This window comes from Aureibaculum koreense (assembly GCF_034296135.1).
Classification (GTDB): domain Bacteria; phylum Bacteroidota; class Bacteroidia; order Flavobacteriales; family Flavobacteriaceae; genus Aureibaculum.
The window spans coordinates 124,924-151,386 of record NZ_JAXKVV010000008.1 but is presented as its reverse complement, the minus strand read 5'-3'; the positions used below and the strand labels follow the sequence as shown (position 1 = coordinate 151,386).

The following is a 26,463-nucleotide window of genomic DNA, read 5'->3' as shown; positions in this document are numbered from 1 at the left end:
AAAACAATTGGATATAATTTAATTTTTTTTATATCAAAAAAATGTTAAATAAATATTCTCATAACATTAAGTTTTTGTGTTTTTTATGTAACTTCACATAAATATATGGTCAAAACCTGAAGATATTCTAAAACTTTGTTAAAATACCGCTGAAATAGGATAAAAATAAAATATTAGACTATTTTCTCAGTTTAATTAGAAACTACGTTAAAAATTCAGATATTTCCACTATGAAGTATTTTAATATTATTCTTTCCTTAGTTATATTATCTCTAATTAGTTCTTGCGGTCTTTTCAAAAGATCCATTCAATTGGATAATAGTCAAATTATTCAGCTCGATACCGTTGTAAAAATAGAACCTTATAAAAAAATTATTACAAAAGAAGCAGTCACTAAAAACGGTTTAATAAAAGTACATCAAGTTAAAAACAAATATTATTTTGAAATTTCTAAATCGCTTTTAAATAGGGAAATATTGGTGGTATCTCGTTTTATCAGAACTCCGGAATTGGGAGGATACTACGGCGGTGAAGAAATAGGTGAAAGAGTTGTTTTTTTTGAAAAAGCACCAAACGATAAAATACTGCTAAGGGTAAAAACGTCTATCAGTAGAGTTTCTGAAAACGATGCCATAGCACAAGCCGTTCAGAACTCTAATGTGGCTCCAATAGTTGAAGCTTTTGAGATTAATGCCACCAACGATGCTACCGGGGCATACGTGTTTGAAGTTACCGACTTTTTAAATAGTGACAACTATTTATTAACTTTAAGTAAACCTCAAAAAACCCGCTATAAACTGCTTTCGCTAGATAAGGGCAAATCTTTTATTTCTGAGATAAATACTTATCCGATCAATACGGAAATCAAAACGGTTAAAACCTATAAGGCCAAAACAAGTTCTGAAAGCATTTATAAGGATGTGCCTGCCGCCGTATTAACAGGGATGGTTACCTTGGAAATTAACAACTCTTTTGTGCTATTGCCAAAAACCCCTATGAGGAAACGGCTATACGATCCCAGAGTAGGTTATTTTGCCAGTGCATATCTAAAGTACGATGATAACCAACAAAAGGTCAAACAGAAAGCTTTTATACATAGATGGCGGTTAGAACCTAAAGATGAAGATTTAGAAAGATGGAGAAACGGTCGTCTGGTTGAGCCAAAAAAGCAAATTGTATATTATATAGATCCTGCAACACCAAAGAAATGGGTACCCTATTTAATTGATGGTATTCAAGATTGGAACATAGCCTTTGAGGCTGCTGGTTTTAAAAATGCAATTGTAGGTAAAGAATGGCCGGTTAACGATAGTACTATGAGTTTAGAAGACGCTCGGTTTTCTGTTATAAGGTATTTTGCTTCCCCTTTTAAAAATGCTTACGGACCCAATATTGTTGATCCCAGAAGTGGTGAAATTATAGAATCGCACTTGGGGTGGTACCACAATTTAATGAGCCTATTGCACAGTTGGTATCTAATTCAAGTCGCTGCTGTAGATCCTAGGGCTCGCAATATGGAATTTGATGATGATCTGATGGGTGATTTAATACGCTTTGTCTCATCCCATGAAGTAGGACATACCCTTGGTTTAAGGCATAATATGGGGGCCAGTTATGCTACACCTGTAGATAGTTTACGTAGCGACAAATGGTTACTAAAACATGGTCACACCTCTTCTATAATGGATTATGCACGTTTTAATTATGTAGCCCAACCAGAGGATTCCATAAGTTGGGAAAACCTATTGCCTAGAGTTGGAGACTATGACAAATGGGCTATTCTATGGGGATATACAAAGTTTACCAAAGAAATGACCTTGGACGAAGAAAAGGAAATGCTTAGCGAATTGATCGTAAATAGAGTTGCTAACAATCCCAGATTATGGTTTGGTGGAGAGGGAAGAGATAATGATCCAAGATCTCAAACCGAAGATTTAGGAGATAACGCAGTATTGGCAAGCGAATATGGAATAAAAAACCTAAAACGGATTTTGCCTAATTTAATACATTGGACAAAAGAACACGAAAGTGATGATTATAAGAATTTAAAAGATTTATATACTGCACTTTTAGGGCAGTTTACCAGATATGTTAACCATGTAAAAAGTAATATAGGAGGTGTTTACATTACCCCAAAATCGGTTGTAGAAGAGGGTGATGTTTATGGTATGGTTTCCAAAAGCAAACAAAAGGAAGCTCTTAATTTTTTAAGAGATCACATATTAACAGAACCCGATTGGTTATTGGATAGGGAGGTATTAAATAAAATAAAATCACCTCAATCAAAAGAAGACATTGTTAAAACTATGGAGAGTGTTATGTCCAGTCTTTTAAGCGGTATGCTAATAAGTAGAATGGGTTTTATAGCTGAAAGATATGAACCTCTAGTGTCCGAAGATGAAGATGTAAAAAACATGACAACATCGCCTAAAGATACAGTTGGGACATTATTAGAGGTATATAAACCACAAGAATACCTAGACGATCTTTATGATATGGTTTGGAACACATTGGATATGGGCAAAAATTTCAAACCCAGTATCTACCAAAGGCATGTTCAAAAAGCGTATCTAAAAAGCTTAATAGCCTTATACAAACCACAAAAAGCTAATAAGGGACTTTCCGGACTTATGTCTATCCTCTCACAAGGTTTGACCGTAAATACAGATACCCGAGCTTTGGCATTGAGTTACTTGCTCAGTTTGCATCAGGACATAAAAAAAACTTTGCCTAAAGTCTCGGATCGGATGACAAAGGCTCACTTGCAGTATATGGATAAACAAATTGACGATGTATTTAACGAAGAAGTGGAACTGGAATAATTTATTTGTATTGTGAAAATACAAAAATTCTAAAACCGTAAATTTTCTTTTCTGTACTAAAAACCGTACTTTTGCGAAACTCCAACAAAAGCTATACATGTCAGAAAAAACAATAACATCAGAGCATAAATTATCGTTTGAAGAATTTAAAAAAGAAATTCTAGAGGACTATAAAATTGCTGTTATCAGTAGGGAATGCAGCTTATTAGGAAGAAGAGAGGTTTTGACTGGCAAAGCCAAATTCGGAATATTTGGTGATGGCAAGGAAGTACCTCAATTAGCAATGGCAAAAGCCTTTAAAAACGGAGATTGGCGTTCGGGCTATTACCGAGACCAAACGTTTATGATGGCCATTGGCGAACTGACACCCGAACAGTTTTTTGCGGGGTTGTACGCCCACACAGATATTGTTGCAGAACCCTATTCCGCTGGAAGGCAAATGGGCGGTCATTTTACCACGCACACACTTAATGAAGATGGGTCGTGGAAAAACCATATGCAACAAAAAAATATAAGTGCGGACATTTCTCCTACTGCAGGACAAATGCCTCGCCTGTTAGGTCTTGCTCAGGCATCAAAAATGTACAGGGAAATTCCAGAACTAAAAAAATCTGAAACTTTTTCCGATAATGGCAATGAAATAGCCTGGGGTACCATTGGAAACGCAAGTACTTCTGAAGGTCATTTTTTTGAAACCATAAACGCTGCCGGTGTATTACAAGTGCCTATGGTTATTAGTGTGTGGGATGATGAATATGGTATATCCGTACATGCAAAGCACCAAACAACGAAAGAAAGTATATCAGAAATCTTAAAAGGATTTCAACGTACCGATGATGAAGATGGATATGAAATTTTTGTAGTAAACGGATGGGATTATTCCAAATTAATAGATGTCTATACCGAGGCCTCTACCATAGCCCGAAAAAATCATGTCCCCGTTCTAATTCACGTAAAAGAGTTAACACAACCTCAAGGCCATTCCACTTCTGGCTCGCATGAAAGGTATAAAACCCCTGAACGCTTGGAATGGGAAGCTGCCCATGATTGTAATGCCAAAATGAAAGAGTGGATTATTGAAGTTTTTGAAAATGAGGAAGAACTTATTGCTATAGAAAAAACTGCAAAAAGAGATGTAAGTGCTGCGAAAAGAGCTGCTTGGGCCGCCTATTTGCAGGATATTATAAAAGCCCAGAAAGAAGTAGTTGGATTGTTGGATAATTTAGCTAACCAAAGTGAAAACAAGCCCTTTATATTAAAATTAAAAAAGGATTTAGAAATAATTAAAGATCCTTTAAAAAAAGATGTTTTGTCAACGGCAAGAAAATGTCTTGTTTATGTTAGAAATGAAAATAGCAGAGCTAAAGAAACATTAATCAATTGGATAAAAAATTACGATAAGGAACAACATCTTAATTATAGTACTCATCTTTATAGCGAAAACGAAAATTCAGCCACTACCGTCAAAGAAATTAAACCTGTTTACACTAAAGATGCTGAAACAGTAGATGCCAGAATTGTTTTAAGAGACAATTTTGATGCTCTATTATCACAACATAACGCATTGCTAATTTTTGGCGAAGATGCAGGAAAAATTGGTGATGTAAATCAAGGTTTGGAGGGTTTACAGCAAAAATATGGAAAATTAAGGGTTGCCGATACCGGAATTAGGGAAGCAAGTATTATGGGGCAAGGCATTGGTATGGCTATGAGAGGTTTAAGACCTATAGCAGAGATTCAATATCTTGATTATTTACTGTATGGATTACAAATTTTAAGTGATGATTTAGCCACATTACGGTATAGAACTTTTGGCAGACAAAAGGCTCCGTTAATCGTAAGGACAAGAGGACATCGATTGGAAGGGATTTGGCATTCTGGTTCGCATATGGGAGCCGTTATTCACCTTTTAAGGGGTGTTTACATTTTAACACCACGAAATATGACTAAAGCTGCAGGGTTTTATAACACACTTCTAAAAAGTGATGAACCTGCCTTAATCGTAGAAAATTTAAACGGCTATAGACTTAAGGAAGCCTTGCCCACCAATTTAGGTCAATTTACAACTCCTATTGGTGTAGTAGAAATTATAAAAGAAGGTAAGGACGTAACAGTGGTATCTTATGGCTCAACACTAAAGTTGGTTGAAGAAGCCTCCAAAGAATTGTTAAAAGCAGAAATTGATATTGAAATTATCGATGCTCAAACACTACTGCCATTTGATATTGACTACCAAGTAATTAAAAGTATAGAAAAAACCAACAGATTAGTTATTATAGATGAAGATGTTCCCGGTGGTGCTTCGGCTTATCTTTTAGACCAAATTATAAACAAACAAAATGCCTATCAATTTTTAGATAGTAAACCGCTGACCATTACAGCTAAAGACCATAGACCTGCCTATGGCACAGATGGTGATTATTTTTCAAAGCCCTCTATTGAAGATATATTTGAAGGTATTTATAATGTGATGAACGAGGCAAATCCATCGAAGTACAAAAAATTATACTAACACTGTGGGCTTTTTTTTGTGCTTTAACTTTCATGTTTAGAAGTAATTATTTACTTTTGAACGCTGAATTACACAACTCTAAATTAAAACTAATGAAATTTGCTAAAATTCTAATCACAATGCTCCTGTTTACTGCTACAACAGGTGCTGTTTTTGCCCAAGAAGAAGAGGAAAAAGGTTCTTTAAACAGTGGTACTATTGAAAGCCAGTTTGACTATTTATATAAAAAATCTGGAAAATATCAAGAGTATAGAGTGATTAAAACCAATAACCTATTTAAATTTAAAGGTAATATTACGGACACGTTAAAACTGGCCAGAAAAAAATATCTAGAAAGCCAAAATGTAATTGCTAGTCAAAAAGCTAATATCGACTCATTAAACGTCAAATTACAGGCTACAAAAGAAAATTTATCTGCTGTTACCGAAGAAAAGGATAGTATTAGTCTTTTGGGTATTCCTATGAGCAAAGCGGGATATAACACTATACTTTGGACAATTATTGCTGCCCTAACAGGTTTGCTATTATTTTTTATAGGTAAGTTTAAGCGAAGTAACGCTATAACCGTGGAGGCAAAGAAAGCAAAAGCCGAAATTGAAGAAGAATATGAAGGTCATAGACAACGCTCTATTGAACGTGAGCAAAAATTGAGACGAGAGTTGCAAGACGAATTGAACAAGCAAAAGTATGCTGACCAAGCTACCAAGAAAAAATAAAAAATTTACCCATTACCATTTATAATTCAAATAGTGAATGTTAAATATGGATATTTAACATTTTAAAACGCAATAAAATTATTATAAAACTGTTATTATTTTTTGTTGCTGTGAATTAAGTTTTTTTTAATTATTTTTTTCAACCCGATCAATAATAAAAAAGATTTGAAAAAAATTAACATTAGAGGTAGGAAAAATACCACTTGGAATGTTTTATAGTCAAAGAAACTAATTTATATGTATAAAAAAATACTTACACTAACCATCGGTTTTATCTTAACTTTTCCTGCATTTGCATCGGAAACACCAATTACAAACTACAACGAGAATAACGAGTCAGACAAAAAAACGAATAATACCAAAAGTACTTTTGCTTCGTATTCTGAAGACATATACCAAAAAATTAATGATAACGATTTAGATTTTGATGCTTTTAAGTACGCATTAAAAGGTTATGTGCAATTGCAAGACAATCAAGAATTAGACAATTCTAAATATTTAACCATTATTGATATGAGTGTTTCTGCTAATACGGAAAGATTTTTTATCATTAACATGGAAACGCAAATTGTGGAACACAAAAGTGTTGTAGCACATGGTGAAAAATCTGGTTTAGAATTTGCGAAAAAATTCTCAAATAAAGTTAACAGTCATCAAACAAGTATCGGCTTTTATAAAACAGCAGAAACCTATAATGGAAAACATGGTCTTTCATTACGTTTGGACGGATTAGAATATTCTAATAACAAAGCAAGAGAACGTGCCGTTGTTATACATGCCGCTGATTATGCAAATCCTGATTTTATCAAATCAAACGGAAGATTAGGTAGAAGTTGGGGGTGCCCGTCATTGCCAGAAAAAGGATATTCTGAAATTGTTGAAAAAATAAAGGAAGGAAGTTGTTTGTTTATTTATTATCCGCAAGAACACTATTTGTCTAAATCTAAATTGATTGCTGCTGATAACCTATTAGCATCTAACGATTAAAAAACTATAATTTTTAGATTTTAAAAATAAAAAATAGCTCGGGTTTTGCCCGAGCTATTTTTTTATAGTCAAACTATTATTTAGCATTAATTGCCAAGCTTCTAATTAATTTTTTATCCTCTTTGTAAATATCTTTGTAAAAAGTAATCTTACCATCGCTATCCGCTTCTACGGATATGTAATATAAGAATACCGGTAAGTTCTTTTTCATCGGCATCCATTTTTCTTTTTTCTTTTTAATATAAGTTCTAACAGTATCCATTGTAAATCTATTGTTGTCTTTCTCCAACAAATAATCTGCTAAATCCAAAGCGTTTTGCACCCTTATACAACCATGGCTATACGCTCTAATTTCTCTATTAAAATGCGATTTTGACGGTGTATCATGTAAATATATAGCATCTTTATTGGGAAAAATAAACTTTACATAGCCCAAAGCGTTTATACCGCCCCCTTGTTGTCTAAACCTATAATTGAAATTTGACCTATTAACCTCGCTCCAATCTACAGTTGTCGGATCAATTTTTTCACTTCCTTCGCCGATAACTTCGTATTTATTTCTGGTTAAATAGGTTGAATCTCTTTTGGCTTTCACTAAAATTTCTTGAACAGAAATCTTTTTAGGAACGTTCCAATAAGGGTATGCTATTATATATTGCAATGAATCGATAATTTCCGGGGTTTGGTTTTTAACACTTCCAACCACTACATTAAATTTCTTGGAAACCTTATTGTCGTTAACTACTCTTAATTGGTAAGATGGTATGTTTACAAACAAATAATCCGAAGGCCAATTATCTTTCCATCTCCATCTTTCCAAACTTGCTTTAATTTGTTGATAGTATTCATAAGGGCTTAATGATAAAGCGTTTGCGGTATTAGTTCCGATTAAACCGTCAGCCTTTAAACCATGATCCAATTGAAATTTTTCTAAAGCACTGTTATAAAGGGAATCCTTGTATTCTTCAGGCAAATAATTATGCAATATCAAGGCTTTTTTAGCTTGTGCAACTGCTTTTAACGAGTCTTGTCTGAAATTAACTACTTGTACGCTTTCTGTAGATAAACTAGAATGTTTCAAAAATTTTGCCAACCCTTTCTGTAAGTTCCTGTATTCGGGTTGTTTGGGTTGCAAATCTATCAATTTTTCAATTAAACTATCTTTTTCATAAGCAATCTGTAAATATTCAGGTAAGTTGATATCAAACTTTTTACGAGGTAAAATAGAAACTTCGTTTATAGAATCTAATACACCATAATTCAAATGTCTTCCAAATCGCATATATTGGTAAGACAGTAAAGCTTCTAAACGACCAAGTAAAGCATATCTACTTGTTTTATCTTCAGTTTGTTCAATTTCTTTATGGATGGCCCTCAACTCATTTATTGGGTACAATCTTGTATCCAATCCATAAGCATTGGCATCAGACAAGGTTTCTAGCAACTTGCTACCATCATTATTGAGTGTTATAGAATCGGAAATCCATAGTGTGGAATAATTGATGTTTTTATAAAAATTTTCTAACCAATGAAGGCTATCAATTTTTATTTCGTTTATTTTATCCGATAAAATGGAGTTTCTATTAGAGGCAAAGAATTGGTTAAAATCGGCTCTATGATCTGTTTTTGGTAGCTCTATAATCGGTTTTTGGCTCTTTTCTGCACATGATGCAAATAAAACCAAAAAAAGGATTAATAGTGAATTGATTGTCTTTTTCATATAAAAACCAATTCGCAAATTTAACGAATTAATTTTCACATTGTTGCGGTTTGTAAAATTTTTCATAGGTTGTTGTTGTTTTGATACTACAAACATACTGCCGAAGTAATGGCTATACATGGCACTTTTCCGTGAAAATGCTTACCCTGAATTAAGGGGTGGAAGATTTTAATTCAAAATTTTACTAAGCTATCAAGCTCCTGCCAATTGTACACTCCAAGCATCGTTTTTTTGCACAATATTCATTTTTTAATTGCAATAACGCTTGAGTTTCTAACGCAGAACTAGAGGTAATTTCCAATTGATTGAATTTTTCGATTATATTATTTTTTTCGGGTTTTAATTGCTGGATGCTCTCTATAATCTCAGTTTCGTTTAACTTATCAATTGATTTTAAGTACATAAATTTTAAAGGAATTACTGTATTTATCAGCAATAAATCTACAAAAGATTTTGTGAGCTTTTTATTACTCTTTTTTGATTTTGAAGTAAAAGAATAATGTGTCTTCCAAAAATTTGAAATGTCTATATTAAACAACTGGTAATATTCTTTAGCATCTGTTATTGTCATTATTTTAGAAAATAATTTTTGGTGTTTATTGAACAATGCTGCCAATTGTGCTATACGTATGGTGGGGAAATTATTAGGTCTTAACCTGAAAAATTGAAAATTTGCAGCCAGATTATTTGTTAACTTATATTTAGATTTTAAAAAATCATATTCATTTTTTAAATTGATATGATATTGATCTTGAACATCATCGCCCAAAAGATTGGCTTGCCCAAATAATAGAGCTTCCAATGAGTTTGCATTGTTCAGTTGTTTTCTAACAACAGTATAATCAAGTCGATTGGCAAGACTGAAAAAAGCTTCTCCGTTTACTTTTAGCCCAAAATTCTTTGCTAACATTTTGAACAATACCGCTTCCCAATCATTTTTGGAATCTAAAAGTAATTGTTCAATAACCTTAGATTTTTCTTCTAACCTTTCAATATATAACCGCTCTAACCAATTGGAAGATTGAAATTTATCAACAGCACCAATATCATTTTCACAATTTATCCATTTTTTCTGTGAAGAAAACAACTTCAGATAGTTGTGTAGCACATCTTCTTTAATATAATTTTCTAATATCAACGTAGGGATAGTACTGTTGTCCTTTCTATGTACATCAACATCGTGTTGCCAGACTACATGTAAAATAGTATTGTCGTAATTACTATCTTTCTCGTGACCATGCACATACCAATCAGAAGATTTGATATGAATTTCTACATTACCAGCCCAAAGTTGATTTCCGATTACTAGTTTTGCATTAAAGAAATCCGACCCAGAATTAAAATTGTGCTCACCACAATTTTTTATTACAACCGTTTCTTTTTGAGTAGTTAGTAAATTTTCTGTAGAGAATAATTTATACTTCCATATATAATGTAGAAAATCTTCTTTAATCATTAACTATTTCTGATTAATCAATCTGTAAATAAGTATTGCCGTTCTTTTCGTTAAATCTTCAATAGTATTCAAATTTACGGTTTCTTTTGGGGTATGTGCTCCATTGCCCATAGTTCCTAATCCATCCAGACAATCGACGTATTCGGCTACAAAAGAAACATCGGCTGCTCCCCTTTTACCTGGATCATAAGCTTCTACCCCACCCTGATTCAAATCTTTACTAACCCGATCTAAAACTTTTAATAACTTATGATTGCCTTCAGTTGGACCCATAGCAGGATAACTATCTGTAAAACTAATTTCAGCCGTGGTATGAGGTAAATTGTCGGCAACGATTTCTCGCATTTTTGCTCTTGCATTTTCCTTTTGTTCTTCTGATATGAAACGTAAACCCCCACTAACATAAGCCGTTTGGGCTACCACATTACTCTTACCAAAAGCAGCACCTTTACTTAATTCTTCTTCTAAGTTTAACGTAGTACCTCCTAAAATTACACCCGGATTAAAAGTAAGATATTCTTCACCTTTAACTTTGGTATAAAATTCATTTAATATTCTTGAGATTTCAAAAATAGCACCGGCACCTACTCTTTCATTAAAAATACCCGATGAGTGAGCTCTTTTACCTGTTACCTCTACCTTCCAGCCCGAAGAACCTCTTCTGGCAACGGTTGCATTGTTAAACCCGGTTGATGTTTCAAAACCCAAAGCTACATCACTTCTTTTAGCAGCTTCAACTAAATCTTTTCTACTAATACTTATTGGTTTGCCACTACTTTCTTCATCTCCTGTATAAGCAGCAATAATTTGAGCATTTTTCAATAAACCATTATCTGCCAAGGCTTTTAAAGCATATAACATAATTACATCTCCTCCTTTCATATCGTTACCCCCTGGTGCGTGGGCAATGCTATCATTGACCATGGTAAATTCCTGGAAATCGCTATCTTCTTCAAAAACAGTATCTAAATGACCAACAAGTAATAATTTTTTGCCTTTTATTTTTTTGCTGGATACCTCCGCAAATAAATGCCCAGAACGGTTTACCTCTGACATATTTATCCAATTTGTGGTAAAACCAATATTGTCATATGCTTGTTTAAAGACCATCCCTACTTCCTTAACTCCAGTATGATTCATTGTACCACTGTTTATATTTACCACTTTTTCTAAAAATGTGATAGCTTCACCATTGTTGGCTTCAATGGTTTTTAAAAGTTTCTTTTCATTTTTAGATAATTTTTGAGCAAAACTAAAATTAGTTACCATCAAAAGATTGATGCATAAAATTTTGACAAGTATTGTCTTCATTTTTAAAATATTTAATGTTAACGTATCGCGGAGATCACATCATATTTGGTTATAATTTGGTAACTACCGTTATCTAAATCGACCAATACCGCTTTATTGTCTTTATCAATCAGATTGGATATCTTGTCGATAGAGGCATCTTTTTTCACTATTGGAAACGCTTTTCGCATCACCTCTTTAATGGGCTTATCTGCAATATTTTTATCTTCAAAATAGAGTTTGAATAAATCGCTCTCATCTATTGATCCCACAAAACCATTTTGATCTTCAACGGGGATTTGAGAAATATCATGTTTACGCATTCGTTCAATGGCATGTGATACCAACTCTTCAGTTTTAGCCGTAAAAAGTTGACTACCAACTCTATCTTTAATTAAATCAATGGCTTTGGTAATTTCTTCATCTAAAAATCCTCGTTCTCGCATCCAATCATCGTTGAACATTTTACCGACATAACGGCTACCGTGGTCATGAAATAAAACCACCACCACATCATCAGGCTTAAAATGATGTTTTAGTTGTAATAATCCTTTTATGGCCGAACCTGCTGAATTGCCACAAAAAATACCTTCTTCTTTTGACAATTTTCTTGTAAACACCGCGGCATCTTTATCAGTAACTTTGGTAAAACCATCTATAATATCAAAGTTTACATTTTCGGGCAAAATGTCCTCACCAATTCCTTCTGTTATGTAAGGATATATCTCGTTTTCATCAAATATACCCGTTTCGTGGTATTTTTTAAATACTGATCCGTAAGTATCAACACCCCAAATTTTAATATTGGGGTTTTTCTCTTTTAGGTACTTGCCAACTCCTGAAATGGTGCCACCTGTACCAACCCCAACCACAAAATGTGTGATTTTACCATCTGTTTGCTCCCAAATTTCAGGACCAGTTTGTTCGTAATGGGCTATTGTGTTTGAAGGATTATCATATTGGTTTACGTACCAAGAATTTGGTGTTTCCGTAGCCAATCTTTTAGAAACCGAATAATAAGACCTCGGATCGTCAGGTTCTACATTGGTTGGACAAACGATAACTTCTGCACCTACTGCACGTAAAATATCCATTTTTTCTTTGGACTGTTTATCGCTTATAACGCATATTAATTTATAACCTCTAACTATGGCTACCAAAGCCAAACCCATACCTGTATTACCAGAAGTACCTTCAATTATTGTTCCTCCTAGTTTCAATCTGCCATCTGCTTCGGCATCATCAATCATTTTTACCGCCATACGGTCTTTTACCGAATTACCAGGGTTAAAGGTTTCAATCTTAGCCAAAACCAAGGCATCAACTTCTTTTATAATTTTGTTCAATTTAACCAAAGGTGTATTGCCAATGGTTTCTAATATGTTTTTTGCGTATTGCATGTGGGGTAATATTGTTTTTCTGTTTGTTGTTTTTCTGTTATATACAATTAAAAAACCGTACTTTTAACTTCTTCGTGTTACGTAATTTTTTACTTCGGTCTGCTGACTTCAAGCTTTTTTATTGTTAAAAATACAAAAATCCAGCATCAAAAATAAAAATATGGGTTCTAATAATTTCTAAATTAACTAAACATCTTTGGAAAAGCTTCTTTAGGCGATTTGCCTACCAATAATCTAATCGTGGAACGTAAGAACCCTAATCCGTAGCCAAAAAACATAACCAAGGTTGCACATATACTTAAAAAAGCAACAATTATATTTTTGTTTTTGATCAGAGAATCAAAAAATATTAGTAAAAAGTAGATTGAAATGCAATATATAAGCCAATTGAAATGAAACAATGAACCTACGGCAGATAGCAAGAAAACTACCACAAATACACTTGGAAACCAATAGGTTATTTTGGCAGTGTTAGGGTGAAGCTTATTCAGAATGGGTCTTGCTGCCCCAAAATTAAAAGTTTGTTTAAAAAAACTTGACCAACTTACTCTTCTTTTATGATAGACATAAGCGTTTTCAATAAACTGTGTTTCAAAACCGTTAACCCATAACCTAAACGTTAGGTCAATATCTTCTCCATAACGCAACGGACTAAATCCACCCGTTTTTTCAAATGCTTTTTTTGATAACCCCATATTAAAGCTACGGGGTTGGAATTTTTTTAAATTTTTATTACCTCTTAGCCCACCAGTAGTAAGCACAGATGTCATTGCATAATTTATTGCTTTTTGTATGCTGGTAAATAAGTCATGTGAAGCATCCGAGCCGCCAAAAGCATCTGTGAAATTTTTTAATAAAGTTTGTGAAACTTCTTTTAAATAATTTTTGGGTAAAATGCAATCAGAATCTAAAATTATAAAATAATTACCGCACGCATGTTGCATACCAAAATTCCTACTTAGACCCGGGCCTGAATTATCTTTTTTCAAATAGTGTATGTTGAGTTTATCTTTAAACCCGTCAATTATATGTTTAGCAGTTAAATTTGATCCGTCTTCGACTACTACAACTTCTAAATCTTCTTTGAAATGCTGAGAAACAATGCTTGACAAAAGTTCGTCAAGTTCATCGGGGCGGTTATAAACTGGGATTATTATAGAAAATTTGAGATTCAAACAGTTAATTTTTAAAACTCAAAGGTAAGGATTGCATTTATATTTTTTAAACATAAAAAAAGCTCTCAATATTGAGAGCCTTTCAAATATTTTAAAATGGTTTTTATTTTTTGAGTATTTTAAATGTTCCACTGCTACCACCCACAAATGCTTTTACAAAATAAGTACCCGATGGTAAGTTATCTAATTTGAGTTCAGCTTGAATATCATTCTGATTTACTCTCATAATTTCTTTTCCTAAAACAGAATATAAATTAATTTGCTGAATATTCTCGTTAGCCCTCATTTTTAGTGTCTTTTCAACAGGGTTTGGATAATATGTAAACCCTTTATCCAAAATTTTATCAATTGACAAGGTAGAAGACGTTACGGCTAAGTCAAAAACACCCTCTGGATTATCTAAGCCTCCACTAGGGTAAGCGACATTAATATAATAAGTTGTACCGCTTGCTGATGCAAAGCTAACCCCTTCTACAACATTCATTGTACCATTATTGGCACTGCCTTCGCATATTAAAGTTCCGCAAGAACCTGTGTAAACAGCTATACCCAGATCCCAAGATGTCGGAGAAGCCGTTATTGAAATAGTACCCCCATCACCTACAATCTCAAACCAAACGCCGTCGTTCATATTTAAACAACCTGTGGCTGTAATAAATCCTGAATTATTGGTTGCGGCTGTTGCATCATAAGTTGCATTATGTGGCAAGCTGAGAATTACTTCTGCACTAGAGCAGTCGTCATTAGCAGGAGTTACCGGTTGCGAACCAACACAAACATCAAAGGTTGTAGTGGCACCACTAGCAGTAGAATTGCTATAAATTCTGATAAAATAAGTATTGCCAATAGTAAGACTTGACAAATTAATTGTTTCCGGGTCACTACAGTAAAGAGGAGTGGCCGTTGTAGGACAGCTTCCTGAAACACCACCGTTGTAAACGTTGGTATATAAATCAGTAATACTCCCAGTAATATTCAAAATTTTCACTCTGTGAGAAACATTAGTGGCAACAAACTTAAACCAAACGTCATCATTTGCTTTGGTACTGACACTTGGGCAGCTACCAATAGCACCATCTGAAGATACCGTTGAGGCAGTCGCATCTACTAACGTACCAGAACTTACGTTATTACATAAATAGTTTGTATTGACTGTTAAGGTGGTTGCATTCACACAATCGTCATTGACTGGAGGTGCTGTAGCATCAGCCTCGTTTTCATTGGCCTGCAAAAGCCCAGTGAATAAGAAGAAAAACGCGATTAAAAATACGTATGTAGTTTTTCTGTTCATCATAGTTTTATTATAGGTTGTTAATACTCACTAACGAAGATTTGTTGAAAAAATTATATATTATTACAATAAATATTGAATATGTTTTTTAAGTATTTTTGATTCAATTATTCTTTTACAAAATAATTCATAACGGACTGACTAACACCCATATTAGAGAAGCCTCCGTCATGAAACAAATTTTGTAAAGTTACTTTCTTAGTTAAATCAGAAAATAATGAAATGGTATAATCTGCACAGTCTTGTGCTGAGGCATTGCCTAAAGGTGACATTTTTTCCGCATAGGCTATAAATCCATCGAACCCTTTAACCCCTTGGCCAGCAGTTGTTGGCGTAGGCGATTGAGATATTGTATTTACCCTAACTTTTTTATCCGTACCAAAAAAGTAACCAAAGCTTCTGGCAATTGATTCTAAATATGCCTTGTTATCTGCCATATCGTTATAGTCGGGAAAAACACGTTGTGCCGCCATATAGGTCAAAGCCACAATAGAGCCCCATTCGTTCATAGCATCTAGCTTGTATAAAACACTCATCACTTTATGAAACGATACGGCTGAAACATCCCAACCTTTAGTTGTAAAATCGTAATTAGATTCCGTATAATGTATTTTTTTTCGAACATTTACGGACATGCCAATGGAGTGAAGTACAAAATCGAGTTTGCCTCCTAAAATCTCAGTCGATTTTGTAACTAAATTTTCTAAATCTTCTATTGATGTTGCATCTGCGGGTATTATTTCGGATCCTGTTTTTTCTGCCAACTTATTAATTTCGCCCATTCGCATGGCAATTGGGGCATTGGTCAAGACAAATTTAGCTCCTTCCTCATGAGCTCTTTCCGCAGTTTTCCAAGCTATAGAATTTTCATCTAAAGCACCAAAAATAATTCCTCTTTTTCCTTTTAATAAGTTATACATAATTAGTTTTTTAATAATTAATGACAAAAATAATGGAATATTTTAACAATTCTAAACCAACTTTAAATTTATTGATCTAACAATTGTTTGGCGTGGACAACCGCCGTTTCCGCTATATCTTTACCACTTAACATCTCCGCCAACTCTTGAATTCTCTCCTGATTTGATAATTGTTTGATATTGGTAAAAGTCTGTTTGTCTTTATTCGTTTTATAAACTTTAAAATGATGTTTGCCCTTGGCCGCTATCTGCGGCAAGTGGGTAATGGCAATTACTTGCATTTTCTCGCTCATTTTTGCCATAACATTTGCTATTCGGTTTGAAACTTCACCAGAAACACCAGTATCTATTTCATCAAAAATTATGGTGGGTAAACTAGAGTAATTGCATAAGATGGCTTTTACGGCCAACATGATTCTAGACATCTCTCCACCAGAAGCAATTTTCTTTAAAGTTTCATAGCTACTTCCTTTATTTGTAGAAATTAAAAACTCAAGCTCGTCTTTACCATTATTGAAAAATGTTTCTTTCTTTTGCAGATTAATTTTAAAAGAAGTATTTGGCATTTCTAAATCCTTTAGTAACGTTTCCAATTGTTTAATTAGCTCCGGTATTGCCTTTTTTCTGCTGTAATATAAAATTTCTGAAGTTGTGTTCAGCTGCTTTTCTACTTCTAAAATTTCACTTTTTTTAGCATTTATAATTGAATCGGCATTCTCAACCGCACTAACTTTTACAGTTAAAATTTGCTGTTTATCTAACAATTCTGAAATAGAATTTACTTGGTGCTTTTTTTGCAAATTGTACAATAATTGAAGTCGGTCATTGTATTTTTCAATTTCCTGAGGACTATAATCGACGGCATCATTACTATCATCAAGTTCATTGGTAATATCATCAAAATCAATTTTTAAACTGGTAATTCTATCAGATAAATTTTCATAAGTCTTGCCATACTTACTTAATTTTTGAATAATACTTACATATTTTCGTAAACTATCACTTATCCCAACTTCCTCAATATCCGCTAATTGCTGAGCTTCGGTCAGTAATAGTTTTATTTCTTCAACATGATTGAGTTTCTCTAAGGTTTCTTCTAAAAATTCCTGTTCATTTTCCTTAAAATCAGCTTCGAGTAATTCATTCAATAAAAAAGAGTTATAATCGTGTTGACTTTGGGCTTCTGCCTGACGAGATATTATTTCGTCCAGTTCTTTATTTAACTTTTTATAAATTTTTAATCCCTTTTTGTAGGAAACCAATGTCCTGTGATTATCCGCCAAAGCATCAACAATCAGAAATTGAAACGCATTATCTGCCAATTGCAACGTTTGATGTTGCGAATGAACATCAATCAATTTATCGCTTAAATCTGATAGTAATGAAAGCGTTGTTGGCGTGTCGTTAATAAAAGCCCGTGATTTTCCGCTTGGTAAAATTTCACGTCTAATAATAGTGCTTTTTTCAAAATCTAAATCATTCGTCTCAAAAAAGGACTGCAAGTCATACTTTTCAATCAAAAATTCGCCTTCTATTATGCATTTATCTTCTTTTTTCTTCAGGCTAGATAAATCTGCACGTTTTCCTAAAATTAATTCTAACGCTCCTAAAAGAATGGATTTCCCAGCACCAGTTTCACCAGTAATAATGGAAAATCCATCTTTAAAATTTACTTCTAAAGAATCGATTAAAGCGTAATTTTTTATGGATAATGATGCTAACATAAAATAATTGTTCCGTTTAGGCACTAACCCACCTGCCGGACGAGCAGGTTTCACTATTTTTTAAACGCTGAACTAGAGAGGTCAAAATTAAGTCTTTTTTATTGAAAACATTACTAAAATTACATTTTTACTTGTCCTTTTGAGCCATTTTCAGTTGGCACTAATTCGTAAATATTTGTAGGTGCTAAAGAAGCTTCAATGGTATGGGAAACATACAGTATGGTAATATCCGTTTTTTCAATTAACGTATTTATCAATTGTATTACCAAATCAGTGTTTTCTTGGTCAAGACCTTCAACGGGTTCGTCTAAAATTAACAATGGTGGTTGTTTGACCAGAGCTCTAACAATTAATATCAACCTTTGTTGACCCAGAGTAAGCCGATTAAAATAAGTGTTCTTTAATTGTGACATATTTATAATATCAAGCCATTGTGCGGTTTTTCGTTGCTGTAAATCTGAAGGTTCATGATATAGGCCAATTGAATCGTAAAAGCCTGATAAAATCATCTGCTCTACCGTGTGATTTCTTTTAAAGAGCTCCGTTAAATTGGTCGAAAAATGACCGATTTTCTTTTTGATATCCCAAATACTCTCACCACTACCTTTCTTTTTATCGAAAATAATTATGTTTTGACCATAGGCTTTAGGATTATCGCCAGTAATTAATGATAAAATAGTGCTCTTACCAGAACCGTTTGGACCTATTAATTGCCAAAATTCGCCTTTTTTGACTGTCCAAGTTATGTCTTTTACTATAATTTTGCCATCATAGCTTACCGAAACTTTATCTAATTTTACAATGCTATTGTGTTCATCCTTAAACGATAACAAAGAATCTGGAATATCGGATTTTAAAATACTTACGGCAGATTTATTTTTTCTAGGAATTTCTGACAACACAAAGGAATTGTCGCTAATAAACCATCTATTTTCTATGAAAGGTAAAAAACTTTCTTTGCGATTTGACAATTGAATTATTGAAATGGAATTGGATAATTCCAATAGTTGGTTTGCCAGATCTAACCGCGATTCATGGTCTAGATGATCAAATGGATTATCGAAAATAATATAATCGGGATTTTGATCTAAACAATACATTAAAAAAGCTTTGCGTCGCTCTCCAGAAGAGAAAGTATTTAATTGCCTATTTTCTGATTTGGTAATTTCTATAGTGTGGTGCTTGTGTTCTACTTCTATAAAATCCGCAATAGCGATATCTGAAAATAGCAAGCCTTTGGATTTATTAAAAATTTTGAGTTTTCCTTTGGCATTGCCAGATAGTATTTTTTCAACCAAGTCTTTTTTATTGACTTTGTTATTTAACAGTATTGAAAAATGCTCTTTCGACATCAATGTTTAGCTGTTTTTTTAAGTTGTATCTTATATTTTATATGGAAAATTTATGACGGATTCCCAATTCTAAACCTGTTAGTTCCGCTAGTCCCTTCATTCTTCCTAGGGTGGAATACCCTGGATAAAACGCATCCATTCTTTTTAAATCGTCTAACAGCACATGACCATGATCTGGACGCATGGGAATTCCAACTACGCCCGAAGCTTCACAATTCCTCTTTTTTTGCTGGCGTATAATGGCTTCCATAATAGCAACCATATCTCCAGAACCTTCAAAAAGATTGGCCTCGTGAAACGAATGATTCTCCTCACGTTTTACATTTCGTAAATGGATAAAATGTATTTTATCGCCAAAGTCGTTTATTATTTTAACCATATCGTTATTTTCACTAGCCCCTAAAGAACCCGAACAAAAGGTAAGTCCGTTTGAGCGACTCTCACAAACATCTAATAAAAATTTGATATCTTCGTAATTAGAAACAACTCTTGGTAATCCTAAAATTGAAAATGGTGGATCGTCAGGATGGATACACATTAAAACTCCCAACTCTTCTGCAACGGGAATTACTTTTTTTAAGAAATAAGCTAGATTTCCTTTCAATGATTTAGCACCTATATCTGCATAATTATCTAAATGTTTTTGAAATTCGGATATGTGAAGCACGTCACGAGTACCCGGAAGTCCTGCAAGAATTGTATCTCTTAAAGCATCTTTTTGTTCATTTTTCAACGATTCAAAATAGGTTTTTGCTTTCTTTTGGATATCTTCAGGATAGTCATTTTCAGCCTCTTTTCTTTTTAAAATGAACAGATCAAAAGCCGCTAGAGCAATATGATTGTAACGCAAGGCAGATAAACTACCTTTTATTCTAAAATCTAAATCGGTACGAGTCCAATCCAGTACGGGCATAAAATTATAGCACACCACTTTTACATCATTTGCCACTAAATTTTTTAGGGTTTCAATATAATTTTGAATGTAGATTTCCTTGTCAGGTTTTCCTTGTTTAATGCTTTCATGTACATTTACGCTCTCTACCACGGACCAACGTAAATTAGCATTTTCTATAGTTTCTTTACGCTTTTTTATCTCCTCTGATGACCAAACTTTACCCGTAGGAATATGGTGTAATGCTGTAACGACGCCCGTTGCACCGGTCTGAACAACATCGATTAAGGTTACTCCAAATTCTGGCCCAAACCATCTAAAGGTTTTTTCTAAATATTCCATATAAAACATAAATAACTTATACTCCAGAGAACGAGCTAAATCCACCATCAACAGGAACAACTACCCCTGTTATGAATTTTGCGGCATCACTACATAAAAAATGAATAATACCGTTTAATTCATCTGGTGTACCAAATCGGCCCATAGGTGTGTTTCTAAGTATGCTTTCCCCTCTTCTGGTTGGTGTTCCATCATCGTTTAATAGCAGTTTTTTATTTTGATTACCAACAAAAAAACCGGGTGCTATGGCGTTTACCCTTATTTTATCGCCGAATTTTGTTGCCATTTCAACAGCCATCCATTTAGTGAAATTTTCCATAGCCGCTTTAGATGCTGAATAACCTGCAACTCTGGTAATAACCCTATCGACCGCCATGGAGGAATAATTGATAATTACTCCCGATTTTTGTTCGGACATTACTTTTCCAAAAACTATTGATGGTAAAACGGTTCCATTTAAGTTTAATTTGGTTATGGTGTCAAAATCTTCAATGCTTAAATCAAATACTGTTTGATTTTCACCAATGGTAGCACCGGGCAAATTGCCTCCAGCAATGTTTAAAAGAATATCTACTCTGCCGTATGACTCTAGGATTTCTTTTTTTGCTTTTTCCAATGAATTTTTGGATAAAATATCCGTTTCAATGGCAATAGCTTCACTATATGTGTTCAATGTCTTCAATTGCCCTTGCATTTTGGATTCGCTCCTTGTGAGTAGAGCCAGCTTAACACCAGATTTAGCCAAAGATTCTGCTATACAACTTCCTAGAACTCCACCTCCACCAGTTATTACGGCAATTTTATTTTTTATTGAAAACATTTCGGTCATATTAATTAAATTATTTTAATATAGTTTCTTTTATTTCTTATTAACTTTTTTTAATGCCTCTGTAGTTGTATAATATTTTACAACCATATTGGGGACTTCCCAATCGGGCATTGTACCTGATTTTAAATATTTCAAGAAGTTTTCGGTGACTTGTTCAAAATGAGCTTCGTGACCGATTTTGTACTTTTCAGGGATGTTGACCGCGTAGGTTAATTCATCATCTACCAATTTTAATTCTAATCCCTCAAATTTATCAGCCAAAGTAACCGTTAGAGCAATATTTAGTTCTTCTTCAAATTTCGTTTTATCCACTTTATTTTTTAACTTCACATATAGCTGTGGTTTAAAATTTTCTTCCGCCCCTTGTTTGATAATTAAATCACATTTTGCACCTCTCATGATACTGTAGTGTGTATCGCCTGTACCTTCTGGTGCTTCAAAATTCCAAATTACAGAAGTCTTGGCTACTTTTCCTTTAATCTTATAGAGGATTGAACCATTGCAATAAATTTTAAGCTTGTCATCAACAATATTCTTCTCTAAAAAGTCGGGAAAAGAAGAAGCTCCCGTAACTTTCTCAAACATTGCATTATCCAAAGTAGTTGCCCAATGTTTGGCATCTATAATTTCTATATCGGATTTTTGTAAGGTTTGATTTGGAAAGGCCTCCCACTGGATTAAATCTACTAAATGGGTTGAAACATCAGTCAAACCTTCGCCACGTTGTTGGGTATCAAAAAACCAAGTGGGTCTTGTCAATGGTTTGCCAGCAACTGTTTTTGAAAAATGATGTACGCTCTCTTTGGTAATTGCAGGGTTGTCGGGTGTACCATCAATTAAAGTACCAAAAACCTCGGGAATCATGGAAAGTTCCCTTTGTAAAATAGTTGTAGATTCAAACCGCTCTGTCATTACATCGTAAATCAATAGATTTTTAGATGTAGCCATTTTAAAAGCTTCTTCCAATGCTAAAAACCCTTCAGGATTTATTACCAAAGGTTTGTCCGCATATACATGAATTCCAGCATCAATTGCTGCTTTAATGTAATCTATTTTCTTGTTGTTTTTTCCAGACACCACCATCACGTTCCCTTTATTTTCTGCAATCATTTTTTGCAAATAATCATCACCACGATAGACTTGTTCCTTCCAATCGGTTGGATTTGTTTCTCGATTATTAAATCCATCAATCAATTTTAAATGGTTTTCAAGATCATCACCAGTAGGGGCATACACATAAACCGTATCATTGACCTGATCGTACATAGATTTCTGCACCAATGCAGCATGAAAATGACCTGGGTCTAGGGTGATTAAAGTAACTTTATCTGTTTTCAAACTATCTTCTTTTTGATCGTTATCCGATTGCTTAATATCCTTTTTACAGGCAATAATCAACAAACTTAAAATTAAAACATATTTTAGATTCTTCATGGATTATAACCCTTTTATATAATTAACCCCATACGGCTTACGTTGTGAGCGTGTTAACATACTGTTTGCTTCATCATCATCGATAAATTTTTCTGTTTCGGGATTCCAATTTAACTTTCTTTCCAGTTTCATGGAAATGTGTGTTATTAAACAGATAGAACAAGCTCTATGCCCCATTTCTACAGGTGAAATCGGAGCTTTTCTACTTTCTATACAATCTAACCAGTTACCATGTTGTTCATCACTTTTATACAAATGAATTTCATCAGGTCCAATTACAGAAGTCAGTATTTTGGGGTCACTGGCATCCAATGCCTTTGCACTTTTAGCTGCCTCAACAGGATCCGAGGCAGATGCCGTATAAGCCCCTCTAGAGACGAAAATCCAACCGTCGTCACCTATATATTTAATTCCGTTGGTATAACCTCCACTACTGGTGTACATTGTGATGCCATTGTCATATTCTGCCTTAGACATAAAATCACCATGTACGTTCCAGAGTCCCGATTTTGGAAACTCAGCCACAGCTTGTACAGAAATTGGCCCTGTTAATTCGGTATCCATTCCCCAAGCGGCTGAATCGTAATGATGTTGACCCCAGCCGGTAATCATTCCTGCACCAAATTGTTCTATTCTTAACCAACCTGGTCGGCTATAATCGTTTTGCGGATGTACACCTATTTCGGTATAATCCATCAAAGGGGTTTGACCCAACCACATGTCATAATTCAAATTTGAAGGAATTGGCATTTTTGGTGCTTCGGGACCAGATGGATCACCCGGCAATCCAATTTTTACGGTATGCAATTTTCCAATTCGTCCATTACGAACCAGTTCGGCCGCAATTCTAAATTGTGGCATGGAACGTTGCTGTGTGCCCACTTGTAAAATTGTTCCTTTTTTCTGAATAATATCGCTCAACACCCTACCTTCGTGCAACGTAAGTGATGTGGGCTTTTGTAAATAAACATCTTTACCAGCCAAAGCAGCTTCTATTGCTGGTTGTGAATGCCAATGATCTGGTGTACTGATTACTACGGCATCAATATCCTTATCTTTGAGCATTTCTTTATAATCGCCATACATTTTTACGTCCACCGCTTTATCACTTCCCGTTTTTTTGCTGTAATAGGTTTGCACTAATTTTTTAGCATCTTCCATACGCTTACTGTCCACATCGCAGACAGCTATCAAACGGGCATTGTCATATTGCATTACTCCTGGCATGTCATGATCACGAGCAATACGCCCACAACCGATCTGTCCGATGTTTATTTTTTTATTCGCCGTGGTTTTTCCAAATATTCCTGAAGGTAAAATGGTTGGAGCTAAAAATGTTGCAGCACTTGCGGCTGATGTTTTTTTGATAAAATTTCTTCGTTGCATAATGGTTTAATTATTGTATTTTTAGTTTATCTGATTTAAATGCTATTGACTTTTTCTTACTTTTTCAACAGATTTAAAATGTTTCACTTTCATTTTAACATGCTTTTAGACCTACAAGGTCTTGGAGACCTTGCAGGTCAGTCAATCTTGGTAATTACTCTTCAATTTTCAACACCCAAAGAATACCACCTCTCAGGTGTTTTCTAAAAGTGGGATTGTCATAGGTTTCAGCATCATGGCCCAATGAAGTGTACCATTGTCTTGCCCCTAGAAAATCATTGGACCAACATAGTGGAAAATAATCGCCAAAAATATCGTTTGGGTATTCAGACTTCTTTGGATCTTCAACAGTAGTCATATCGGCGGATAACAATACGTTTATACTAGGGTTCAAATTGTTGGAATAATAACATTCGTCATCCACTTTCCAAACTTCGGGCAAAAACGAAGTAGAAGGATGGTTTTTATCTGTTACCACTACATCAAATTCCTGATGTGGGGCATGGCGAACAAATTTACCACCAACCAGCTTCCAATACCACGGCCAATCTCTTTCCACCGCATTTGAAGAGTGAATACCTATAAAACCTCCACCGCCTTTAATATAGTTTTGAAAGGCTGTTTTTTGCTCTTCGGTATCAAACACCTCATTATTGGCATTGGAGAAAATAATGGCATCGTATTTTGCCAAGGTTTTCTCTGTAAAAAGCGTAGCATCTTCGCTGACATCTGTATCAATATTTTCTGCTTTACATATTGCTTCCAAAGCCTTAACGCTATTTGCAATGTTTTTATGGACAAAGCCTTTTTTTCCATTTAACGATAAGCCGTTTTTAGTGAATATCAGTACGCGTTTTTTCTTTACTAAAGAATCATGGCTTCCAGTTTTGTTTGCTTGTAGATTTAATGCCAATACAAGGCAAAAAATAAATAGTATCGTTTTCTTCATTATATGGGTTTAATTATTTTTTATAATTACTTTGGGTGGATTCGCAAAGCCCTGCCAAGCCATTTCTGCTTGCTCTGCACTTAACGAACCATCAAAAATAAGCATTCTATATTTTAATTTATAGGCTTTATCACTTTCAATTTGCCAAGGTTTATGACGGATAGGGCAAAACTCGAAAAACATATCGCCTCTCCCTCCATTCGCATCCATTGGCCAAACCCGCATGGGTTCAGGGAAATGTTTGTTTTCTTTATGGCTCATAAATAATATTCCACCATTACCTGTTTTAGTATTGGTTGCACCTTCGATTATTGACCACCTTGCCGAGCTTCCATCCGCGGTTATACGATCTTTATTTTCAGAAGTTAATACTGATGTATTGTCTTTATTCCATATTTCGGTTGCTCTAAAGCCTATTCCCCCACCGTAACGATAGGCTTCAAAGAGAATACCATTTTCTAGTGGGCTCGTGATTTCACTAGTATAGTCAACCAACCAAGGTTTGTTATCCCCTAAGTTCCAAGCTCGTATTTCAAGATTTTCATTAATAGCATTACGGTTTTCATTTTTAGCACCAAAATCAATATGCTCTTGTAAGGCTGTAAAGCTCGAATAAACATTACCTTGTTCTTTTTGGGTAAACTTTTTAAACAACACAGTACCCTGCCCTTCTCCCAGATTCCAAAAATCTACTTGACGATTATCAATTTTAGTTTTTGTCCATGGCCCCCAAATTCCGTAGTGATGATAATGATCTGGGGGTTGTATTCGGGTCAGCACTTCTCCTTCTGGTGTCCACAAAGGATGAATAAATCCTGATTTCTTGAATAAGGAATCTACTCCTTTAGGTGGGTAAACCGTTTCGTACCGATAATTTAAAATAGGTCGTTTTTTATAGGATAACTGTATAGCTCCATCCTTTAAGAGTAAATTAATTTGAGAAACCTGAGTATCGATTTTCTTTGTAACCAACTGAAATTCACGAGTGGCATTTTTAGGTGTAAATCCTTTTAGAATAAACCCCAATTCTCCTGAATTCTTATTGATTTGTGAGACCATAGGTTTTATTCCATTGTTGGTTATTTCTACCAATTGCAAATTATCAATCGCATTTAGCACACCATCTGGTAATGAAGTAAGTGCTACAGGGCAATCCATTCGATTATAGTTGCCACTTTCAACTTGAAACTTCAATATTTCTTGTCCAGGTAAAAAACTGTAAAACAGTACTGTTAACGTGTAAATAACATGCTTCATATAGTTATT

The 26,463-nt window shown here is 34.3% G+C and carries 19 protein-coding genes; 4 read left to right on the top strand and 15 right to left on the bottom strand.

Annotation, left to right across the window (positions count from 1 at the left end):
- Nucleotides 1–230: 230 nt before the first annotated feature.
- The 4 genes from UMM65_RS09635 to UMM65_RS09620 all read left to right on the top strand — a co-directional run bounded on the left by UMM65_RS09635 (nucleotide 231) and on the right by UMM65_RS09620 (nucleotide 7,037).
- Nucleotides 231–2,822, top strand: coding sequence for a zinc-dependent metalloprotease (locus UMM65_RS09635; protein ID WP_321976297.1), 2,592 nt, complete (start codon nucleotides 231–233; stop codon nucleotides 2,820–2,822).
- Nucleotides 2,823–2,919: 97 nt separating this feature from the next.
- Complete coding sequence (locus UMM65_RS09630; protein WP_321976296.1) at nucleotides 2,920–5,334, top strand: alpha-ketoacid dehydrogenase subunit alpha/beta; 2,415 nt, start codon at nucleotides 2,920–2,922, stop codon at nucleotides 5,332–5,334.
- A 92-nt stretch (nucleotides 5,335–5,426) separates the two neighbouring features.
- Complete coding sequence (locus tag UMM65_RS09625) at nucleotides 5,427–6,050, top strand: tRNA (guanine-N1)-methyltransferase (protein ID WP_321976295.1); 624 nt, start codon at nucleotides 5,427–5,429, stop codon at nucleotides 6,048–6,050.
- A gap of 237 nt (nucleotides 6,051–6,287) precedes the next feature.
- Nucleotides 6,288–7,037, top strand: coding sequence for a murein L,D-transpeptidase catalytic domain family protein (locus UMM65_RS09620; RefSeq protein WP_321976294.1), 750 nt, complete (start codon nucleotides 6,288–6,290; stop codon nucleotides 7,035–7,037).
- Between the two features lie 76 nt (nucleotides 7,038–7,113).
- Here UMM65_RS09620 and UMM65_RS09615 read toward each other — a convergent pair whose 3' ends face one another.
- The 15 genes from UMM65_RS09615 to UMM65_RS09545 all read right to left on the bottom strand — a co-directional run bounded on the left by UMM65_RS09615 (nucleotide 7,114) and on the right by UMM65_RS09545 (nucleotide 26,454).
- Complete coding sequence (locus tag UMM65_RS09615; protein ID WP_321976293.1) at nucleotides 7,114–8,757, bottom strand: L,D-transpeptidase family protein; 1,644 nt, start codon at nucleotides 8,755–8,757, stop codon at nucleotides 7,114–7,116.
- 184 nt (nucleotides 8,758–8,941) lie between these two features.
- Entirely contained in the window at nucleotides 8,942–10,213 is a 1,272-nt protein-coding gene (locus UMM65_RS09610) for a DUF2851 family protein (RefSeq protein WP_321976292.1), read from the bottom strand.
- A gap of 3 nt (nucleotides 10,214–10,216) precedes the next feature.
- On the bottom strand, nucleotides 10,217–11,524 hold the full coding sequence (locus UMM65_RS09605) for a M20/M25/M40 family metallo-hydrolase (RefSeq protein WP_321976291.1): 1,308 nt from the start codon (nucleotides 11,522–11,524) through the stop codon (nucleotides 10,217–10,219).
- Nucleotides 11,525–11,541: 17 nt separating this feature from the next.
- A complete protein-coding gene (locus tag UMM65_RS09600; RefSeq protein ID WP_321976290.1) occupies nucleotides 11,542–12,903 on the bottom strand; it encodes a pyridoxal-phosphate dependent enzyme in 1,362 nt (453 codons plus the stop codon).
- A gap of 182 nt (nucleotides 12,904–13,085) precedes the next feature.
- The gene (locus UMM65_RS09595) at nucleotides 13,086–14,078 is read right to left on the bottom strand and encodes a glycosyltransferase family 2 protein (RefSeq protein ID WP_321976289.1); all 993 of its coding nucleotides are present in this window, start codon (nucleotides 14,076–14,078) and stop codon (nucleotides 13,086–13,088) included.
- A 103-nt stretch (nucleotides 14,079–14,181) separates the two neighbouring features.
- Nucleotides 14,182–15,372 carry a T9SS type A sorting domain-containing protein gene (locus tag UMM65_RS09590; protein ID WP_321976288.1) on the bottom strand — a complete coding sequence of 397 codons (1,191 nt, stop codon included), beginning with the start codon at nucleotides 15,370–15,372 and terminating at the stop codon, nucleotides 14,182–14,184.
- 104 nt (nucleotides 15,373–15,476) lie between these two features.
- A complete protein-coding gene (locus UMM65_RS09585) occupies nucleotides 15,477–16,292 on the bottom strand; it encodes an enoyl-ACP reductase FabI (protein WP_321976306.1) in 816 nt (271 codons plus the stop codon).
- 65 nt (nucleotides 16,293–16,357) lie between these two features.
- Nucleotides 16,358–18,013 carry a DNA repair protein RecN gene (gene recN / locus UMM65_RS09580; protein WP_321976287.1) on the bottom strand — a complete coding sequence of 552 codons (1,656 nt, stop codon included), beginning with the start codon at nucleotides 18,011–18,013 and terminating at the stop codon, nucleotides 16,358–16,360.
- Between the two features lie 119 nt (nucleotides 18,014–18,132).
- The gene (locus tag UMM65_RS09575) at nucleotides 18,133–19,365 is read right to left on the bottom strand and encodes an ATP-binding cassette domain-containing protein (protein WP_321976286.1); all 1,233 of its coding nucleotides are present in this window, start codon (nucleotides 19,363–19,365) and stop codon (nucleotides 18,133–18,135) included.
- Between the two features lie 37 nt (nucleotides 19,366–19,402).
- Nucleotides 19,403–20,599 carry a mannonate dehydratase gene (uxuA, locus tag UMM65_RS09570; RefSeq protein ID WP_321976285.1) on the bottom strand — a complete coding sequence of 399 codons (1,197 nt, stop codon included), beginning with the start codon at nucleotides 20,597–20,599 and terminating at the stop codon, nucleotides 19,403–19,405.
- A gap of 16 nt (nucleotides 20,600–20,615) precedes the next feature.
- On the bottom strand, nucleotides 20,616–21,419 hold the full coding sequence (locus tag UMM65_RS09565) for an SDR family oxidoreductase (protein ID WP_321976284.1): 804 nt from the start codon (nucleotides 21,417–21,419) through the stop codon (nucleotides 20,616–20,618).
- A 39-nt stretch (nucleotides 21,420–21,458) separates the two neighbouring features.
- Nucleotides 21,459–22,862, bottom strand: a complete 1,404-nt coding sequence (locus UMM65_RS09560; RefSeq protein ID WP_321976283.1) for a putative oxidoreductase C-terminal domain-containing protein — start codon at nucleotides 22,860–22,862, stop codon at nucleotides 21,459–21,461.
- A gap of 3 nt (nucleotides 22,863–22,865) precedes the next feature.
- Entirely contained in the window at nucleotides 22,866–24,248 is a 1,383-nt protein-coding gene (locus tag UMM65_RS09555; RefSeq protein ID WP_321976282.1) for a Gfo/Idh/MocA family protein, read from the bottom strand.
- 154 nt (nucleotides 24,249–24,402) lie between these two features.
- Entirely contained in the window at nucleotides 24,403–25,197 is a 795-nt protein-coding gene (locus UMM65_RS09550; protein ID WP_321976281.1) for a ThuA domain-containing protein, read from the bottom strand.
- A 9-nt stretch (nucleotides 25,198–25,206) separates the two neighbouring features.
- Nucleotides 25,207–26,454, bottom strand: coding sequence for a DUF6807 domain-containing protein (locus UMM65_RS09545; protein ID WP_321976280.1), 1,248 nt, complete (start codon nucleotides 26,452–26,454; stop codon nucleotides 25,207–25,209).
- Between the last annotated feature and the right edge of the window lie 9 nt (nucleotides 26,455–26,463).

Coding starts and splice junctions, on each gene's coding strand:
- UMM65_RS09545 (WP_321976280.1), bottom strand. CDS start 26,454: ATGAAGCATGTTATTTACACGTTAACAGTACTGTTTTACAGTTTTTTA.
- UMM65_RS09600 (WP_321976290.1), bottom strand. CDS start 12,903: ATGCAATACGCAAAAAACATATTAGAAACCATTGGCAATACACCTTTG.
- UMM65_RS09610 (WP_321976292.1), bottom strand. CDS start 10,213: ATGATTAAAGAAGATTTTCTACATTATATATGGAAGTATAAATTATTC.
- UMM65_RS09550 (WP_321976281.1), bottom strand. CDS start 25,197: ATGAAGAAAACGATACTATTTATTTTTTGCCTTGTATTGGCATTAAAT.
- UMM65_RS09625 (WP_321976295.1), top strand. CDS start 5,427: ATGAAATTTGCTAAAATTCTAATCACAATGCTCCTGTTTACTGCTACA.
- recN (WP_321976287.1), bottom strand. CDS start 18,013: ATGTTAGCATCATTATCCATAAAAAATTACGCTTTAATCGATTCTTTA.
- UMM65_RS09590 (WP_321976288.1), bottom strand. CDS start 15,372: ATGATGAACAGAAAAACTACATACGTATTTTTAATCGCGTTTTTCTTC.
- UMM65_RS09620 (WP_321976294.1), top strand. CDS start 6,288: ATGTATAAAAAAATACTTACACTAACCATCGGTTTTATCTTAACTTTT.
- UMM65_RS09605 (WP_321976291.1), bottom strand. CDS start 11,524: ATGAAGACAATACTTGTCAAAATTTTATGCATCAATCTTTTGATGGTA.
- UMM65_RS09630 (WP_321976296.1), top strand. CDS start 2,920: ATGTCAGAAAAAACAATAACATCAGAGCATAAATTATCGTTTGAAGAA.
- UMM65_RS09635 (WP_321976297.1), top strand. CDS start 231: ATGAAGTATTTTAATATTATTCTTTCCTTAGTTATATTATCTCTAATT.
- UMM65_RS09565 (WP_321976284.1), bottom strand. CDS start 21,419: ATGTTTTCAATAAAAAATAAAATTGCCGTAATAACTGGTGGAGGTGGA.
- UMM65_RS09615 (WP_321976293.1), bottom strand. CDS start 8,757: ATGAAAAAGACAATCAATTCACTATTAATCCTTTTTTTGGTTTTATTT.
- UMM65_RS09575 (WP_321976286.1), bottom strand. CDS start 19,365: ATGTCGAAAGAGCATTTTTCAATACTGTTAAATAACAAAGTCAATAAA.
- uxuA (WP_321976285.1), bottom strand. CDS start 20,599: ATGGAATATTTAGAAAAAACCTTTAGATGGTTTGGGCCAGAATTTGGA.
- UMM65_RS09555 (WP_321976282.1), bottom strand. CDS start 24,248: ATGCAACGAAGAAATTTTATCAAAAAAACATCAGCCGCAAGTGCTGCA.
- UMM65_RS09560 (WP_321976283.1), bottom strand. CDS start 22,862: ATGAAGAATCTAAAATATGTTTTAATTTTAAGTTTGTTGATTATTGCC.